Genomic DNA, 16,230 nt, shown 5'->3' on the forward strand with positions numbered 1-16,230 from the left:
TAACGTAGGGCCATGCAGATCTTCGGCGTGGACATCGGTGGATCCGGGATCAAGGGCGCCCCTGTGGACCTCGACAGGGGCGACCTGGCTCAGGAGCGCCTGAAAGTGCTCACTCCCCATCCGGCGACGCCCGACACGGTGGCCGACGGGGTGAAGGAGGTCGTCGACCACTTCGGCTGGACGGGCCCGGTCGGCATCACCTTCCCGGGCGTGGTCACCGGCGGGGCGACGATCCGCACCGCGGCCAACGTGGACAAGAGCTGGATCGACACCGACGCGCGCGCACTGCTGGGCGAGCGGCTCGGCGGCCTCCCGGTGACCGTGATCAACGACGCGGACGCGGCGGGCGTCGCCGAGATGCAGTTCGGCGCCGGGCGCGACCGACGGGGCACGGTGATCATGCTCACCTTCGGCACCGGCATCGGCAGCGCCCTCTTCATCGACGGCGTCCTCGTCCCGAACACCGAGCTGGGCCACTTGGAGCTGCACGGGCACGACGCGGAGAAGCGCGCCTCCAGCAAGGCCAAGGAAGACCACGACCTGTCCTGGGAGCACTGGGCCCACCGGGTCCAGGCGTATCTCGCCCATGTGGAGATGCTGTTCTCCCCGGAGCTGTTCATCATCGGCGGCGGCGTCAGCCGTAAGTCGGGCAAGTTCCTGCACTTCATCGAGGGCATCAAGGCCGAGATGGTCCCGGCGCAGCTGCAGAACAACGCGGGGATCGTGGGAGCGGCGATGCGGGCGGCCAAGGAGGGCTAGGGCCGGCGGGAGGGCACTACGCCCGTCGGCGGCGGCGCACCCAGCGGACCCTGCGCACCGTCACGATCACACCGGCGATCAGCGTCCCCCCGTACAGCCATCCCGCCTCGGTGGCGAGCGCCGTGACGAACCCCATCAGCCGCCCGTCGGCCCCGTCGCTCCCGTCGGCGACGGGCAGCAGCCCCACGGCGAAGGCGATCGGCACCACGACCGGCGCCGTCACCAGGTCGGCCTTGCGGATCCACACCGCCGTCAGCACGCACACCGGCAGGAACAGCACGCCGTACACCGTCGTCGACGACCCGAACAGCAACGAGTCGAGACAGCCGGACGCCAGCATCAGCACCCCGCAGAACAGCCCGCCGCCGAGCCCGGTGAGCCGGGGGTTCGGCATCCGGCGCACGGCCCGGGCGATCCGCCGCACGGCCAGCACCACCGGCGGAGCGGGCCGCCGTACGCCCGCCCCCGGCGGCCGCTCCTGAGGCCGGCCGCCCGGGCCCCGGCCCTGCGGGGGCAGCCGGGGTGTGCCGCGTGGCGTTCCGTCTCGGGGGGACCGCGTCCTGTGTTGCTCCACCGGACCAACCTAGGTCGGTTTATGTGCCGAATAGCCCGTCAGACACGCCGTTGGACAGACGTTGGCCAAGCGTTCGATACGACGCCGATACGGGGTTCGGCAGCCCGTAGACTGGTGGATCGGCCCAGGTTTCCACGCCTCAGTCCCCTCAGATCCCTCAGGTCCTCTCACGTACGGGAAGTCGCAACGTGTCGCTCACGATCGGAATCGTCGGTCTGCCGAATGTCGGCAAGTCGACCCTGTTCAACGCCCTGACCAAGAACGACGTGCTGGCGGCCAACTACCCGTTCGCCACGATCGAGCCCAACGTGGGCGTGGTCGGCGTGCCCGACGCCCGGCTCGCGAAATTGGCCGAGATCTTCTCCTCTCAGCGCATCCTCCCGGCGACCGTCGACTTCGTCGACATCGCGGGCATCGTGCGCGGCGCGAGCGAGGGCGAGGGCCTGGGCAACAAGTTCCTCGCGAACATCCGTGAGTCCGACGCGATCTGCCAGGTGATCCGTGCCTTCAAGGACGAGAACGTCGTCCACGTCGACGGCAAGGTCTCGCCCAAGGACGACATCGAGACGATCAACACCGAGCTGATCCTGGCGGACCTCCAGACCATCGAGAAGGTCCTTCCCCGGCTCCAGAAGGAGTCGCGGATCAAGAAGGACGTAGCGCCGAAGGTCGCCGCGATCGAGGCCGCCAAGGAGATCCTGGACAAGGGCGACACCCTCTTCTCCCAGGGCCTCGTCCAGGGCGGCGAGCGCGCGGAGCTCCTGCACGACCTGCACCTTCTGACCACCAAGCCCTTCCTCTACGTCTTCAACGTCGACGAGGACGAGCTGGTGGACGAGGACTTCAAGAACGAGCAGCGCGCCCTGGTCGCTCCCGCCGAGGCGATCTTCCTCAACGCCAAGCTGGAGGCGGACCTCGCCGAGCTGGACGAGGAGGACGCGATGGAGCTGCTGGAGTCGGTCGGCGCCGAGGAGCCCGGCCTCGCCACCCTCGCCCGCGTCGGCTTCAACACCCTCGGCCTGCAGACGTACTTGACGGCCGGCCCCAAGGAATCCCGCGCCTGGACCATCAAGAAGGGCGCCACCGCCCCCGAGGCCGCCGGCGTCATCCACACCGACTTCCAGAAGGGCTTCATCAAGGCCGAGGTCATCTCCTTCGCCGACCTGGTGGAGACTGGTTCGGTCGCGGAGGCCCGTGCGAAGGGGAAGGCGCGGATGGAGGGCAAGGACTACGTCATGCAGGACGGGGACGTGGTGGAGTTCCGCTTCAATGTGTAGTGGGTGACTGGGGTCGTGCCCCTGGTTTTTTCCCGTGCGATGTCCAGAACGCGGCGAGTGGGAGGTGCACGGGCGAACGGCCTCCCCGCGCCTTCTTCGCGGCTCCGAGGCCGAAGCGGATCTGCATCCGTCCGACGTCTTCAATCTCCTGACAGAGGACGGGCGTCGGGTCATTGAGCGTTTTCAGCGCGGTCACCGATCGGGTGACGCCGACGGGGTGCGCAACGCACGAGGCTCCCGTGCCGTTGGGGGAGGTGTTCGAAGTCTCAACCCACAGGCACAGGAGCCCCGTTGGTTCCGTATTCTGCCGCACTCGACCTGCCGCACGCCCTGGTCGAGTGGGTCACGATGCTCATAGCTCTGACGTACCTGCGTAAGCACGACACGCTCGCCCAGATCGCGGCCGGCTTCGGCATTTCGGTGGGCACCGCTCACGCCTACACCACCGCAGTGATCAGCCTGCTGGCAGAGCGTGCACCGGGCCTGCTCAAGGTGCTGCGCGAGACCGACCCCGACTACGTCCTGCTCGACGGCACTCTCGCGGAGTGCGACCGCCTGGGCAACGGCCGGGCCGACTACTCCGCCAAACACCGCCGACATGGCGTCAACGTGCAACTGGTGACCGATCCGTGTGGCCGGCTGCTGTGGATCTCACCCGCACTGCCCGGCCGCGCGCACGACTTGACCGCGGCCCGCACCCACCGGATCATCCGGATCTGCGAACGTCAGGGCGTTCCAGTCCTCGCCGACCGCGCCTACATGGGAGCCGGGCCGTGGGTGACCACGCCCCTCAGACGCCCGCCGGGCCGCGACCTCACGCCAACACAGCAGACCGTCAACAGAGCACGATGCAGCCCGAATCGAATGTCGTCAATCGCCGCGGCCGTCCTCACCCTGGAGCGACTCCGCTGAAAACGCTCAGTTCATGGCGACGTATCACCCGACCATGATCCACTACTGAAGATCATTTGAAGGCACCGCCTAGGTCGCTGGTGATCGGGTCGGCGGTCGTGGTCACGGCTGCCTCGTGCCGGTTGTGGTGGTGGACGGTGGGGGTGTGGCACCGGTCAACGCGCAGCCAGGGCGGGACAGGTCCAACTGTGAGCCCGCGGCCAGGCAGGCGGCAATCTGATAGACCTGCTGGCCATAGCTGCGACCCTTCACTGCGGTCACGGCTCCGTCCTGGCCGACCTCGCACGGGTTGTTGTTGGTGCACTGTTCGCCGTCGCGGTTGTGGGTGTTGTTGATGCCCATGACCGTGTTCCCGTCGGATGCCAGCAGCGCCGTGCCGGAGTAACCGGGCTTGCTGGTGCAGGTGTCGCTGGGGGCGTAGCGCACCGCGTCGTCTTGCTGGTAGCCGTCCTCCCGCAGGTGCGTCACCACGGCCTCCACCGTGCACAGCGGACGGCTGCTCTCGTAGGCCATGAAGAGCTGGTCACCCACGCGCATCGGGGTGGTGGACAACTGGAAGACTTTGGCGCCCTCCGCAGCCAGTTGAGCGTAGGTCTTGTCCAGCCGGTACAGCGCGGTGTCGGTGCCTGTCATCGTCGCGTACACCAGCCGGGTCGCGCGGGCGGTGGTCTGGGTGTAGCCGGCGGGGTCTTTGATGGTGACCGGGCCCTCCAGGTCGGCGGGCTGGTCCACCACCGCTGTCCCGGGCGCGGGCCGCCCGCTCGGCACGCAGTGGCCGTTGGTCAGCGCCAACGCCGGGTCTTCGGGGCGCGCAGTGGCGGCGCGCACCACCGACCCTTGGCAGTCGCCCACCTTGGCCGCGCCTTCCACGTTCGGGATCGGGTCGAATGGGGGCACGTCGGTTCCGGTCACGATGCCGTTGATCCAGCCGGCGTTCTTCGCGACATCGGTGTACATGTCGGGAAAGTCGGCGCCCCTGTCGCCGGGACCGATGACCGTTCCGGCCAGTACCCACTCGTCGCCCACACGGACCAGGGCAGGTCCTCCGGAGTCCGTCACCCCCGGCCCGACGGGAGGATTGGTGCGACCGACGCACAAGGGCAAGGTGTGGCCGTCGTCGTCCCAGCACTGCTTGAGCGGCACGACCTTGGTGTCAGCTTCGCGCAGTTTGCTGGGAAAGCAATTGGGGTCGTTGAAGTCGTCGCAGGATTCCGAAGCCGCGCCCCAGCCGAGGATGCGGACGGGCGTGCCATCGGCGGGCGTGGTCTCGGCGAGCCGCACGGGCTGGGCTCGCACCGGGTTGCGCAGGTGCAGCACCGCGATGTCCTCGCCGGGGGGATCGTACCTGTTGTGGCGCCGGTAGAACTTGTCGATCTCGGCGACTTCGCCACCGCTGGTGGTGTCCAGCGATCCGACGCGGACCTTCCAGCCGCGGGGAACGCCCGCCGTCGCGCCGGTCGGGGTGTTGGCGCAGTGGCCCGCGGTCACCGCCCACTGCGGGGCGATGAGCACCGCCCCGCACCGGTGCCCGTCCGGGCGGGGAGCGTCGTACTGAAGCGAGACCATGAAGGAATACGGCTGGGTGGACTCGGTGCCACCGACGATGGCCTGCGCCGGTAAGACGGCCACCAGGGTCGCGATCGCCGCGACCCCCGTCGTCAGGACGGCGGCCGTCCTGCGGTTCATCCACTTAAGCATGAGTGACTCCCGTTTCGTCCGCCGCCGGACATTGACTCCGGCGGGCTTGTACGGAGGAACAGCACCGGGCCGTTCCGTCTGGCCTCGATCCTGGGCTCAGAGGTCTTCCGGCTGGTCTCGCCCGCGTATCAGGCGCACCACGGCAACCGCTCAGTCGTGTATCAGCCCAGGGGTGAGCGCTGTGGATAGCCAGACATCACCACAGGGCAGCCAAATCCGCCCTCGGTTGAGCTGGGCGCGGGTGAAGCGGACGGCCAGGTAGGTGCCGGCGAAGATGCCGAGGATCTTGCCCGCGACCAGGCCGATGACCACCCCCGAGGGGCTCGGGGATCACCGGTCGAGCGCGGCGTCGCACGGCTCAAGTCGTGGGGATCTTCCGCAGGTCCCGGTGCAGCCCGAATCGAGTGTCGTCAATCGCCAAAGCCGTCCTCACCCTTGAGCGGCAACGCTGAAAAGGCTCATTGAGCCGTCAGGCCGGTTCGCGACCCAGCAGTGTGGCGCGTCGGTAGTACTCGTACAGTCCGTCGAAGACCGGCTTGGTGACGGCCATGGTGTGCTCGTCGTCGCCGATCATGGACAGGCCGCGCAGGACGACGTCCAGGCCGGGGGCCTCGGGGGCGTCGAAGCGTTCGTCGTCCAGGTCGGGCTCGTGGACGATCTCGGCGATGCGACTGAGGGCGGGGTCGGTGGTGAGGTCGTAGCGGCGCAGGATGGTTTCGAAGCTGCAGTCGCCGTGGTGGTGGCCGAGTTCGACGCCGCGCATGTCGAAGGGGGTGGCGTCGGCGGGGACTTCGGCCGGGTCGGTGACGAAGACGAACTCGGCATCGGGATCGATGAAGCGGCGGAGCAGCCAGGCACAGGCGGCGCGGTCGATGTGGATGCCGGCGCGGGTGGCCCACTTCATGCGGAGTTCTCCTCGGGGGCGGGGGGTTTCGTGTTGGCGGGGTTCAGTGCCTGCACCGCGGTCTCGGCGGCGCGGCGCTGCGGTGGGGGGAAGTAGTCGCGGCGGCTGATGCGGCGAAGCTCGGCGCGGAGCCGGCGCAGAGCGCGTTGGCGTTCGTCGTCCGGCTGTTGGCGCGCTTCTTCGGCCTGGATGCGCACCGCCTCGTATTCCGCGGCGCGTGCGTCGGCCATGGCCTGGGCGAGGCTGCGTTCCTCGGCGCGTGCGGCCGGGTGGGCGATCCACAGGGTGGCGGTGCCCCCGAAGTCGGTGATCTCCTCGGCGATCCACTCCAGTTGCTCGCGCGTGCGGGCGTCGGCGGGCAGCGCGATGAGACCGTCGCTGATCTGGGCGACGCCGAGCCGCTTGAGCTTGCGCCAGACGGTGATGCGCGGTGTCGAGGGTTCGCGCGGCAGGCGGTAGGAGAGCAGCACCCATTGGCTCGGAGCGCTGGGTGCCGGAGGGGGCGGGCTGTCGTGGTCGGTCACGTGGAGAGTCCTGGGTGCCGGTGGTTTCCCAACGCCCGGAGGGTACGGCTCGGGCGCGGTTCCGTCGTGGTCGGCCGCTGCAATGAACTGTTCACCTTCACCGGTACCTTCTTGCCTTCCGCCTCACGGCATTGCGAGGTAACCATGGTTGCACTTTGTTGCTGCCGCATGGACGGAGACCTCCGCGGATGACCGCCACTGACCGCCCGACCTCGCAGATGTCGCAGGTCGAGCCCGACCGGGGCGATCTCATACCGTTCCGCGAGGCCCTGCGGACCTGGTTCGCCATTTCGCTGCAGACCTTCGGCGGCCCGGCGGGACAGATCGCCGTGATGCAGCGGACGCTCGTGGAGGAGAAGCGCTGGATCGGCCAGCAGCGCTTCAACCACGCGCTCAGCTACTGCATGGTGCTGCCCGGACCGGAGGCCCAGCAGCTGGCGATCTACACCGGCTGGCTGCTCAACGGCACCCGGGGCGGCCTGGCCGCCGGCACCCTCTTCGTACTGCCGGGTGTCGTGGCGCTGCTCGCGCTGTCCGCCCTCTACGTCGGCTTCGGTACGACCGCCGCGGTCACCGGTCTGTTCGCCGGGCTCGCCCCGGCCGTGGTCGCCATCGTCGCGCAGGCCGTGTGGCGGGTCGGCCGCCGTTCGCTGACGCACCCGCTGCTGGTGGGTCTCGCGGTGGCCTCCTTCGCGGCGTTGGCCCTGTTCCAGGTGCCGTTTCCCGTGGTGATCGTCGCCGCCGGGGCGGCCGGATGGCTCATCGCCCGCTGGGCGCCCGCCGTCTTCAAGCCCGCCGCGCACGGCTCCGGCGACGACGGCCCGGCGCCGCTGATTCCCGACGACGCCCTGCACCACGAGCGCCCGAGCCGCCGCCGTACCGCGCGCATCCTGCTGGCGGGCCTGCTGCTGTGGGCCGTCCCGGTGGCCGCCGTGGCCGTACTGACCGGCACAGGCAGCGTCTTCACCACCCAGGGACTGTTCTTCTCCGGCACCGCCCTGGTCACCTTCGGCGGTGCCTACGCCGTCCTCGCCTACGTCGCCCAGCAGGCCGTGCAGACGTACGGCTGGCTCAGCGCCGGCGAGATGGTGCGGGGGCTTGCGCTGGCCGAGACCACGCCGGGGCCGCTGATCATGGTGGTGCAGTTCGTCGCGTTCCTCGGCGCCTACCGGGACCCGGGCTCCCTCGACCCGTGGGCGGCCGCTCTGCTCGGCGCGCTGCTGACCACTTGGGTCACCTTCGTGCCGTGCTTCCTGTTCATCTTCCTGGGCGCTCCCTACATCGAGCGGCTGCGCGGCAACCCTCACGTCTCCGCCGCCCTCAGCGGCATCACGGCGGCCGTCGTCGGCGTCATCGCCAACCTGGCGCTCTACTTCGCCGAGCACACCCTCTTCACCACCGTCGACAGCCGCACCCTCGGGCCGCTGCACGTGGGGCTGCCGGACCTCACCACCTTCCGCCCTGTCGCCCTCGGCATCGCGCTGGTCGCCGTCGCTCTGATCTTCCGGCTGCGCTGGAGCGTCCTGCGCACGCTGGGCGTGTGCGCCGGCCTCGGCCTGGTAGCGGCGTTTGCCGGGCTGACGGGAAGCTGATCTGTGTCAATCTCCGGGGAGCCGCGCCCTGTCCTCGCCTTGAAGGGGGTGCCCGCGCGGCGCTCCTCCGCGCTGTTGCTCGACGACGTGACCCACCGGTTGCCCGCCGGTGCGTGCACGGTGCTGGTCGGGCCGTCCGGGGCAGGCAAGTCCACGCGCCCGCCGGGGCACCCTCTCCTCCACGCACCACGAGAGCGGCACCCTGTGGCTGGGCGAGGACCCGTCCTCCTCGGTCACGGACGTCTGGGGCCGCCTGCACGAGAGCGACAATCTGCACGCCGTCGGCCCCGCCGTGCTCCCCACCATCGGCTCGCCGAACCCCATGCTGTCCGGCGTCGCCCTCGCCCGCCGCACCGGCGACCATCTCGTGCCCGCGTCCCAGCCCACGGCCCCTGAAAGCGGGTTCCGGTACCTCTTCGACGGCACCGACAAGACCTTCGCCCTCTGGCGCGGCGTCGGCGGCGGCGCCTTCGCCCTGATCGACGGCGCCATCGTCCCGCAGCCCGTCGGCGGCGAACTCGGACTGCTCTACTTCGCCCGCCGGCCCTTCAGCGACTTCATCCTGCGCCTGCAGCTCCGCGTCGGATCCGTCCAGGACAACTCCGGGATCTTCCTACGCTCCCGGGACCCGCGCCGCCCCGTCCCCGACCGGACCGACCCGGCCAAGACGCACGCGTACCTGAACCAGGCATGGGTAGCCGTCCACACCGGCTTCGAGGTCCAGATCGACGACACGGCGGCACCCGACGGACTGGACAAGCACCGCACCGGCGCGATCTACGACATCGAGACCGGGGGCGTCCCCGGTGGCCAGTCCTACCAGCGGCCGGCACCGCTGGTGGCAGGCCAGTGGACGGACTGCGAGATCGAAGTCAGCGGCGACACCTACACGATCCGCCTGAACGGCGCCCAGACCACGGTGTTCACCAACACCGACGCCTGGCGCGGCAAGCCCGCGACCGCCGACCCGGCATCGGGCTTCATCGGACTGCAGGCGCACACCGGGATGGTCGGGTTCCGGAACATCAGGATCAAGGAGCTGTGACTCAGGGGCCAGTCAGCGTGTCCAGCGTCATGGCCGCCAACTGGCCCTCCAGCTCCGTCTGTTCCTACGAGAAGCGGTGAGTGGTCGAGGCCGTCAGCAGATCGGGGCCGGGGGGACGTCCTTGCCGTACTTCGTCAGGGAGCACACGGTCTTCGCGGAGACCTTCCAGGTGTCGTCCTGGAGTACGGACGCCCCCGGGCTGTCCGGCCCGACCTTCCTGTCGCCGGAGAACAGGGTGTAGCCGACCCGTGCGTGCAGGTCGGAGGTGAAGGTCACCGAATCGACGCGTACCCGCAGCGCACGGGTCTTCGGGTCCTTGGCGAGTGCCTCGATCATGAGCTGGTACAAGTCGCCGTCCTCCGCGACGTCCGCCCGGTCTTCGACCGAGGTTTCGGGACTGAAGAAGCGCGCCCAGGCTTCGCGGACCTCCTCCTCGGCCTCGGCCGGTTCCTCGGGGGCGCTGGCGGTCGGGGTCGGGGCCTGAGAGGTGGTGGGAGGCAGTGTCCGCGTCGGCGTACCGGGCGACGCGGGGGTCAGCGGCGGGGGCTGGGGTTCGTCGTCCGTGCATGCGGCGGTGACTGCGAGGAGTACGGCAGCCGCGACGGCGGCGGGAAGTGCTCGCCCTTGTGGACCCATGGTCTTTCCTCCTCGGAGGCCCTCACGGGACCGCGTTCCCAGCCCTGCGGCGACTCATCCTCGGTGCGGAATGCGGCATGGGGCCGTCTCCGGTGGGAATCAGGAGCGTGTGAGCCTGTGGATGCGTCGTGTCGGCCTGGCCGCCGGAGTGGTGGCGGCAGTGATCGTCGTGCTCGTCGCCGCCTACTGGGGCATTCAGCGGCTCTGAGCCGGATGGGGCCGGCGGGCAAGGGCTGCGCGTCGCGCGCTGATCGTGCGTAGCTGATTGATTACGCTGCGCGCGTGATCTCCGTGATGGCCGGCAGCCGCGCTCAGCGTCCCGCGCCATCCGTGCTGCTCATCGGGCTGATCCTGCTGGTTGCGCCCCACTTGCTGGGCGTGGTGCACGGGCCGGGCTTCCTCGGCCCGCACCAGCCGCTCACCGCCGTGGGTGTGGCGCAGTCGGTCGTCCCGCTGGAGGCGGTTGGATCCGACCACGATCACGGCCACGATCACGAATACGTCGAGGACACCGTCGAGCATGCGGTGGACCGGGTCCGTTCCTCCGCCGACGGTCCGGTCCGCACCCCGCAGATCGACGAGCCCGTCACCAGCCGGCTCGCCGCGAGGTCATCGCTCAGCCACACCGGCCCAGAGGCTGGTGTTCCAGAGCTCTCAAGCGGCCGCTCCGCATGTGCACGGCACTGCGTCTGGCGTCAGTAGGCCCGACCCGCACGCCCTGATCGGGGCCACGCCGCCAAAAAGCGGCGCTGGCCCGCGGTCCGGCGTGCCCGCGCGCCCTTGCACCGCCAGCACCGCGCCCGCCCGACCAGCGGGTGCGAAGGAGCCGTACCTTCATGGACCCCACCCTGCTCGCATCCCTCGTCCCCGTCGGGGCCGACGCCCCCGTACCCCCGATCGCCCGCCGTCCGGCCCACCTGGTGGGCAACACCCCGGTCCTGTGGATCGACGAGCCGTTCGCTCCCCAGGGCCGCGGCTTCCACGCCAAGCTGGAAGGCACCAACCCCGGCGGCATCAAGGACCGCCCCGGGCACATGATCCGCGAGGCACGGCGCCGCGGTGATCTCACGCCGGGGGCGCCGATCATCGAGTCCTCCAGCGGCACCCTCGGCCTCGGACTCGCCCTGGCCGGGCTGACGTACGGCCATCCCGTCATCGTCGTCACCGACCACGGCATGGAGTCGTCGATGGTCCGGCTGCTGAGCGCACTCGGCGCGCACGTCGAGAAGGTCGCCGCCCCGCATCCCGACGGCGGCTGGCAGCAGGCCCGCCGCGAACGCGTCGCCGAACTCCTGGCCGACGCCCCGGACGCGTACTGCCCGGACCAGTACCACAACCCCGACAACACCGCCGCCTACCGGCCGCTGGCCGCCGAGCTCATCGCCCAACTCGGCCGCATCGACGTCCTGGTGGCGGCGGTGGGCACGGGCGGACACTCGGCCGGCATCACGGCGGGGCTGCGTAAATCGTGGCCCGAGGTGAAACTGATCGGCGTGGACACGGTCGGCTCGACGATCTTCGGACAGCCTGCGGCGCCGCGCCTGATGCGCGGTCTGGGATCGAGTATCCACCCGTCGAACGTCGACTACGAAGCCTTCGCCGAGGTCCACTGGATGGCGCCGGCCGAGGCGGTGTGGGCCTGCCGACAGCTGGCCCGCCGGCACTACGCGTCCGGCGGCTGGAGCGTCGGGGCGGTGGCACTGGTGGCCGGGTGGGTGGCACGGACGTATCCCGTCGGCACCCGGATCGTCGCGGTCTTCCCGGACGGCCCGCACCGCTACCTGGAGACCGTCTACAACGACGCGTGGTGCCGCGCACACGACCTCCTCGGCCATGAACCTCCGCCGGAACCCGACGAGATCGCCGCGCCGGACGAGTGCGTCGTGACCGCGTGGACGCGATGCAGCCGGGTGCGGGATCCCCTGGGCCGCGAGGCAGCCGCACGGAAGGCGGGCGCGCGATGAGGCGGCTGCGGGCCCAGGTGGCCTCCTTCGACCGTCCGGCTCGGCTGCTGATGATCAACCAGTTCGCCATCAACCTCGGCTTCTACATGCTCATGCCCTACCTCGCCGACCACCTGTCCCACGGCCTCGGACTCGCCGCCTGGACGGTCGGCCTGGTGCTCGGCGTGCGCAACCTCTCCCAGCAGGGCATGTTCCTCATCGGCGGCAGTCTCGCCGACCGCTACGGCTGCAAGCCGATGATCCTCGCCGGGTGTGCCCTGCGGACGGTTGCCTTCGGGCTGCTCGCGGTGGCGGGCAGCCTGCCCGCGCTGATCGTCGCTTCGGCCCTGACGGGCCTGGCCGGGGCGCTGTTCAATCCGGCGGTGCGGGCGTATCTGGCGGCGGAGGCCGGAGAAGAGCGGCGCGTGGAGGCGTTCGCCGCCTTCAACGTCTTCTACCAGGCGGGCATCCTCGTCGGCCCGCTCGCCGGACTCGCGCTGCTGACTTGGGACTTCAGCGTGGTGTGCAGGGTCGCGGCACTCATCTTCGGGGCGCTGGCAGTCCTCCAGGCCCGCGCCCTGCCGACCCGCCCGCCGAAGGACCGGGGCGCCGAGCCCGCCTGGCGCTCGGTGGCCGCCGACTGGCGCACCATCGCCGCCAACCGGCCCTTCCTGCTCTTCGCCGCCGCGATGTCGGGCTCGTACGTCCTGGCCTTCCAGGTCTACCTCGCTCTGCCACTGCGCGCCCGCGAACTCTTCGGCGAGCGGGCCGGGTTGGTGACGGGAGCGGTCTTCGCGGTCTCGGCGCTGGCCGCGCTGTCGGGCCAACTGAAGCTGACGGCCTGGGCGAAGCAGAACCTGTCCGGGCCGCGGGCCATCGTGTACGGGCTGGTGGTGATGGGGGTGGCCTTCCTGCCGTTGCTGCCCAGGTCGTACGACGCCGTGGTCGGGGTCGCCGCCCTGACGGTGTGCGCCGCGCTGCTGGCCTGGGGCGGGGCGCTGCTCTACCCGTTCGAGATGGACACCGTCGTACGGCTCTCCGGCGACCGGCTGGTCGCGACATACTACGGCGCCTACAACACGGCCTCCGGCATCGCGATCTCGCTGGGGAACCTGGCGGTGGGGGCGCTGTTCGACACCGGGGTGCGCTGGCTGCCGTGGGTGGCGCTGGCGGTCACCGGGCTGGTGTGTGCGGGCTCGGTGGAGTGGCTGCACCGCACCGGGTGTCTCGCGGCGCGGCCGACGCCTGTTCCGGCGCCGGGGTAGGCGGGACCGCTGCGCTCAGCGGTGCTCTTGCTGTCTGCTCCTGGAGGTCACCGCGGGCACCGCTCCAGGCAGTGGGCGGTGTCCGCGACGGCGAACGCAGGGCCGAGCACCATGACGGTCGGCAGTACGAGCACGGCCGCCGTGGCGCAGCCGATCAGGACGGGCAGCAGACGGCGGCCCTGTCCCGGGCGGGCGGCAAGGAGGCGGCGGATGCGCTCGGCGGGGTCCGGACCGCTCATCGCCAGTGTTGCGGAGCCCTCGGCCGACGGTGCGACGGAGCACATCTCCAAGAGCCCCACGCCGCACCCACCGAGTCTCCGCCGCCCTCCTGCTCAGCCTGGCGCTGGCGGTCACCGGCTGCGGCAGTCCCGACGCACCCCCGGCCCAGTTGCCCGACCAGAAATCCTCACCGAGTTCCAGCCCCAGCACACCGCCCTCACCGTCCGCGGCCCCCGTGACCAAGGAGGTCACCGTCGAGCAGTGGCAACGCATGGTGGAGTCGGGCATGTGGCGTAAGGGCTGCCCGGCCACCCGCGCAACACTGCGCCGCGTGGAGATCAACTACTGGGACTTCGAGGGCGCGATCAAGCGCGGAGTGCTCGTCGTCAACGAGGACATCACCGCCAGCATCTCCCGGATCTTCACCAAGCTGTTCGACGCGAAGTTCCCGATAGACCGGATGCAGGGCGTCGAGGCGTACGACGGCGACAACAACGCCAGCCTGAGCGCCAACAACACGGCCGCCTACAACTGCCGCCGCCCGAACCAGATCAACGCCCCGGTCGAGGAGTCGCCGCACGCCAACGGCCGGGCCGTCGACATCAACCCGGTGCAGAACCCGTGGCAGGACCTGCGCTGCAAGTGCTGGTCCCCGGCCGCCGGCGCGAAGTACGCCGAACGCGTCCCGGGCAAGGGTGTGATCGTCAAGGGCGGAGTCGTCTGGCGGGCGTTCATCGACGAGGGCTGGGTCTGGCAGAACATCAAGGTGCCCGACTACATGCACTTCGACACCGGATACCCGTCGGCGCCGTTCACCGACCCGGCCTCGGGATGATCGCGGGCGCCGTGGCCGGCCCGGCCCGGTGAACGAGGCCGCCAGGTCCGCCGTACGACATCACGAGCGTCGCACCCCGACAGCAGTACCGCACCGACACCTGAGGAGGCAGGCCCTTGAGCCTCAGGCCAGCTCGTCGTCCGGGTCGCCGAGTGGCAGCCCTCGCCCTGCTCCTGGGTACGGCCCTCACCCTCCTGCTCGCCGGCGCGGGACCCGCCGCCGCACACGCCAAGGTGCGCTCGACGGATCCGGCTGCGGAGACGGTACTGAAGTCCGCGCCCACCCAGGTCACCATGACCTTCACCGAAGCGATGTCGCTCGCCGAGGACTCGATCAAGGTCTACGCGCCCGACGGCAGCCGTGTGGACACGGGAACCACGGACCACGTCGGTTCCGACGCCGCAACCGCCCGGGTGGCGTTGCAGAGCGGTCTCGCCGACGGCACGTACACGGTGTCGTGGAGGGCGGTGTCCGCCGACAGCCATCCCATCGGCGAGGCGTTCGTGTTCTCCGTGGGCAAGCCCTCGCCGACGAAGGCCGTCGATGTCGACGCGCCGCCGGGCGGGGGCCTGGTGGGCACCCTGTACTCCGTCGCCCGGTACCTCGCCTACCTCGGTTACGTCCTCGCGGTCGGCGTCGGCGCGTTCCTGCTGGTGTGCTGGCCGGGCGGCGCCTCTCGGCCCCGGCTGCGACGGCTGCTCCAGGCCGGCTGGTCGGCCCTGCTCCTGTCCGGCCTCGCCCTGCTGTTGCTGCGCGCTCCCTACACCTCCGGCGAGGGGCTCGGTCAGGCCGTCGACCTGACCGCCCTGCGCGCGACCCTCGACACCGGGCCGGGCTCGGCCCTGTTCGTACGGCTCCTGCTGCTCGGCGGCGCCGGTCTCTTCCTGGCCGTACTCGCAGGCTCCGCGTTCCGTCCCGACGGCGACGAGGCCGACGGGTCCGACACGGGGAACCGGCCGCCGCCGAGCAGGAGTCGGCCAGGGCTGATCGGGGTCGGCGCGCTGATCGCCGTGGCGCTGGCCGGGACTTGGGCCGCCACCGGACATGCCGCGGCCGGCTCGCAGACCACGCTCGCACTTGTGGCGGACGCCTTGCACCTGGTGGCCGTCGCGCTGTGGCTGGGTGGGCTGGCCGCGCTGGTCGGCGTTCTCTTCCGTACCCCTGAGGGTGAGCGGGCGCCGGCGGAGGCGGTGACCCGCTTCTCTCGGCTCGCGTTCGCCGCCGTGGTGGCCCTCGTCGTGACGGGCCTCTACCAGTCCTGGCGGCTGATCGGCTCCTTGGACGCTCTCGTCTCCACTCGCTTCGGCACCCTGTTGCTGCTGAAGACGGCCGTCGTGGTGACCATGCTGGGAGCGGCGGCGTACTCGCGCCGCTGGACGGCCCGGCTGCGGAAGCCGGTCGCAGAGCGGGCATCGGGGCGACCGGCACTCGCCATGGCGGCATCGCGCGCGGTGGCGTCCGCGTCCGCGCAGGACGCGGAGAAGGGCCTGGACCCCGAAGCCGGGGCTGTTGCGGCGGGGGCGGGGGACGGCGGGGACACCGGCGGACCGACCCGGCGGCTGCGACGCTCGGTCGCGGTCGAAGCCGTCCTCGCTCTCGTGGTCCTGGGGATCACGACTCAGCTCACCGTCACCACCCCCGCACGCACCGAAGCAACCTCCGCAACCGAGGCTCCGCCCACGGCCGCGGTCGCTCAGCCCACCGGGGTCAGCCGCACAGTCCCCTTCGACACCGGCGCCGAGAACGGCTCCGGCAAGGTTCTCATCACGCTCACCCCCGCGAGCACCGGCCGCAACGACCTCCAGGCCGTGGTCTTCGCCGCCGACAACGGCATCTCCTCCGTCCCCGAACTGCGCATCGCGTTCACCCACGCCGAGCGCGGCATCGGCCCGCTCGACGCCGGTATGAAGGAGGTGGGCGGCTACTGGCGGGCGGGAAACCTCCAGCTCCCCGCGGCCGGGAAGTGGGAGATGTCGGTGACCGTCCGCATCTCCGACGTCGACCAGGCCACGGTGACGACGACCGTCACGGTCAGCTGAGGCGCAGT

At 70.6% G+C, this 16,230-nt stretch carries 16 protein-coding genes and 2 pseudogenes; 11 read left to right on the top strand and 7 right to left on the bottom strand.

Annotated features, from left to right (window positions below):
• Positions 1-12 precede the first annotated feature (12 nt).
• Positions 13-759, top strand: a complete 747-nt coding sequence (ppgK, locus tag KCH48_RS25830) for a polyphosphate--glucose phosphotransferase (RefSeq protein ID WP_210577123.1) — start codon at positions 13-15, stop codon at positions 757-759.
• A gap of 16 nt (positions 760-775) precedes the next feature.
• On the opposite strand, the gene KCH48_RS25835 is transcribed toward ppgK, so the two are convergent.
• Positions 776-1,333 (bottom strand): DUF6542 domain-containing protein, encoded by a 558-nt coding sequence (locus KCH48_RS25835; RefSeq protein ID WP_210577124.1) that lies wholly within the window; start codon positions 1,331-1,333, stop codon positions 776-778.
• A 188-nt stretch (positions 1,334-1,521) separates the two neighbouring features.
• Here KCH48_RS25835 and ychF point away from each other — a divergent pair, with 188 nt between their 5' ends.
• Together ychF and KCH48_RS25845 are read left to right on the top strand one after the other, a co-directional pair.
• Positions 1,522-2,610 (top strand): redox-regulated ATPase YchF, encoded by a 1,089-nt coding sequence (gene ychF / locus KCH48_RS25840; protein WP_210577125.1) that lies wholly within the window; start codon positions 1,522-1,524, stop codon positions 2,608-2,610.
• A 291-nt stretch (positions 2,611-2,901) separates the two neighbouring features.
• The gene (locus tag KCH48_RS25845; protein ID WP_210577126.1) at positions 2,902-3,522 is read left to right on the top strand and encodes a transposase family protein; all 621 of its coding nucleotides are present in this window, start codon (positions 2,902-2,904) and stop codon (positions 3,520-3,522) included.
• A 102-nt stretch (positions 3,523-3,624) separates the two neighbouring features.
• Here KCH48_RS25845 and KCH48_RS25850 read toward each other — a convergent pair whose 3' ends face one another.
• Both KCH48_RS25850 and KCH48_RS25855 read right to left on the bottom strand, forming a co-directional pair.
• Entirely contained in the window at positions 3,625-5,208 is a 1,584-nt protein-coding gene (locus tag KCH48_RS25850; RefSeq protein ID WP_210577127.1) for a trypsin-like serine protease, read from the bottom strand.
• 222 nt (positions 5,209-5,430) lie between these two features.
• Positions 5,431-5,547 (bottom strand): annotated as a pseudogene (locus tag KCH48_RS25855) (Na+/H+ antiporter NhaA); the annotation flags it as partial.
• Here KCH48_RS25855 and KCH48_RS25860 point away from each other — a divergent pair.
• A pseudogene (locus KCH48_RS25860) lies at positions 5,542-5,672 on the top strand (IS5/IS1182 family transposase); the annotation flags it as partial. The pseudogenes KCH48_RS25855 and KCH48_RS25860 sit on opposite strands and share 6 nt — an antisense overlap.
• A 17-nt stretch (positions 5,673-5,689) precedes the next feature.
• Here KCH48_RS25860 and KCH48_RS25865 read toward each other — a convergent pair.
• Both KCH48_RS25865 and KCH48_RS25870 read right to left on the bottom strand, forming a co-directional pair.
• Positions 5,690-6,124 (bottom strand): chromate resistance protein ChrB domain-containing protein, encoded by a 435-nt coding sequence (locus KCH48_RS25865; protein ID WP_210577128.1) that lies wholly within the window; start codon positions 6,122-6,124, stop codon positions 5,690-5,692.
• Positions 6,121-6,648 (bottom strand): Chromate resistance protein ChrB, encoded by a 528-nt coding sequence (locus tag KCH48_RS25870; protein WP_210577129.1) that lies wholly within the window; start codon positions 6,646-6,648, stop codon positions 6,121-6,123. Before KCH48_RS25870 ends, KCH48_RS25865 begins: the two co-directional genes overlap by 4 nt.
• Before the next feature lie 188 nt (positions 6,649-6,836).
• Between KCH48_RS25870 and chrA the strand changes: the two genes are divergently transcribed.
• Together chrA and KCH48_RS25880 are read left to right on the top strand one after the other, a co-directional pair.
• Positions 6,837-8,240, top strand: coding sequence for a chromate efflux transporter (gene chrA, locus KCH48_RS25875; protein ID WP_210577130.1), 1,404 nt, complete (start codon positions 6,837-6,839; stop codon positions 8,238-8,240).
• A gap of 109 nt (positions 8,241-8,349) precedes the next feature.
• Positions 8,350-9,285 (top strand): family 16 glycoside hydrolase, encoded by a 936-nt coding sequence (locus tag KCH48_RS25880; protein WP_210577131.1) that lies wholly within the window; start codon positions 8,350-8,352, stop codon positions 9,283-9,285.
• 93 nt (positions 9,286-9,378) lie between these two features.
• Here KCH48_RS25880 and KCH48_RS25885 read toward each other — a convergent pair whose 3' ends face one another.
• Positions 9,379-9,921: a hypothetical protein gene (locus tag KCH48_RS25885; RefSeq protein ID WP_210577132.1), complete on the bottom strand. Its 543-nt coding sequence runs from the start codon at positions 9,919-9,921 to the stop codon at positions 9,379-9,381.
• A gap of 282 nt (positions 9,922-10,203) precedes the next feature.
• On the opposite strand from KCH48_RS25885, the gene KCH48_RS25890 reads away from it, so the two are divergent.
• From KCH48_RS25890 to KCH48_RS25900, 3 genes are all read left to right on the top strand, one after another.
• Positions 10,204-10,623 (top strand): hypothetical protein, encoded by a 420-nt coding sequence (locus tag KCH48_RS25890; RefSeq protein ID WP_210577133.1) that lies wholly within the window; start codon positions 10,204-10,206, stop codon positions 10,621-10,623.
• Between the two features lie 134 nt (positions 10,624-10,757).
• Positions 10,758-11,885 (top strand): PLP-dependent cysteine synthase family protein, encoded by a 1,128-nt coding sequence (locus tag KCH48_RS25895; RefSeq protein WP_210577134.1) that lies wholly within the window; start codon positions 10,758-10,760, stop codon positions 11,883-11,885.
• Entirely contained in the window at positions 11,882-13,129 is a 1,248-nt protein-coding gene (locus KCH48_RS25900; protein WP_210577135.1) for an MFS transporter, read from the top strand. The genes KCH48_RS25895 and KCH48_RS25900 overlap by 4 nt, the downstream gene beginning before the upstream one ends.
• Before the next feature lie 47 nt (positions 13,130-13,176).
• Here the strand turns inward: KCH48_RS25900 and KCH48_RS25905 are convergent, their stop codons facing one another.
• The gene (locus KCH48_RS25905; RefSeq protein WP_210577136.1) at positions 13,177-13,428 is read right to left on the bottom strand and encodes a hypothetical protein; all 252 of its coding nucleotides are present in this window, start codon (positions 13,426-13,428) and stop codon (positions 13,177-13,179) included.
• 155 nt (positions 13,429-13,583) lie between these two features.
• On the opposite strand from KCH48_RS25905, the gene KCH48_RS25910 reads away from it, so the two are divergent.
• Positions 13,584-14,183 (top strand): M15 family metallopeptidase, encoded by a 600-nt coding sequence (locus KCH48_RS25910; RefSeq protein ID WP_307840950.1) that lies wholly within the window; start codon positions 13,584-13,586, stop codon positions 14,181-14,183.
• A 152-nt stretch (positions 14,184-14,335) separates the two neighbouring features.
• The gene (locus KCH48_RS25915) at positions 14,336-16,222 is read left to right on the top strand and encodes a copper resistance protein CopC (RefSeq protein ID WP_307840951.1); all 1,887 of its coding nucleotides are present in this window, start codon (positions 14,336-14,338) and stop codon (positions 16,220-16,222) included.
• Positions 16,223-16,230: the final 8 nt, after the last annotated feature.

It is taken from the genome of Streptomyces sp. GESEQ-4, from assembly GCF_017948455.1.
GTDB lineage: Bacteria > Actinomycetota > Actinomycetes > Streptomycetales > Streptomycetaceae > Streptomyces.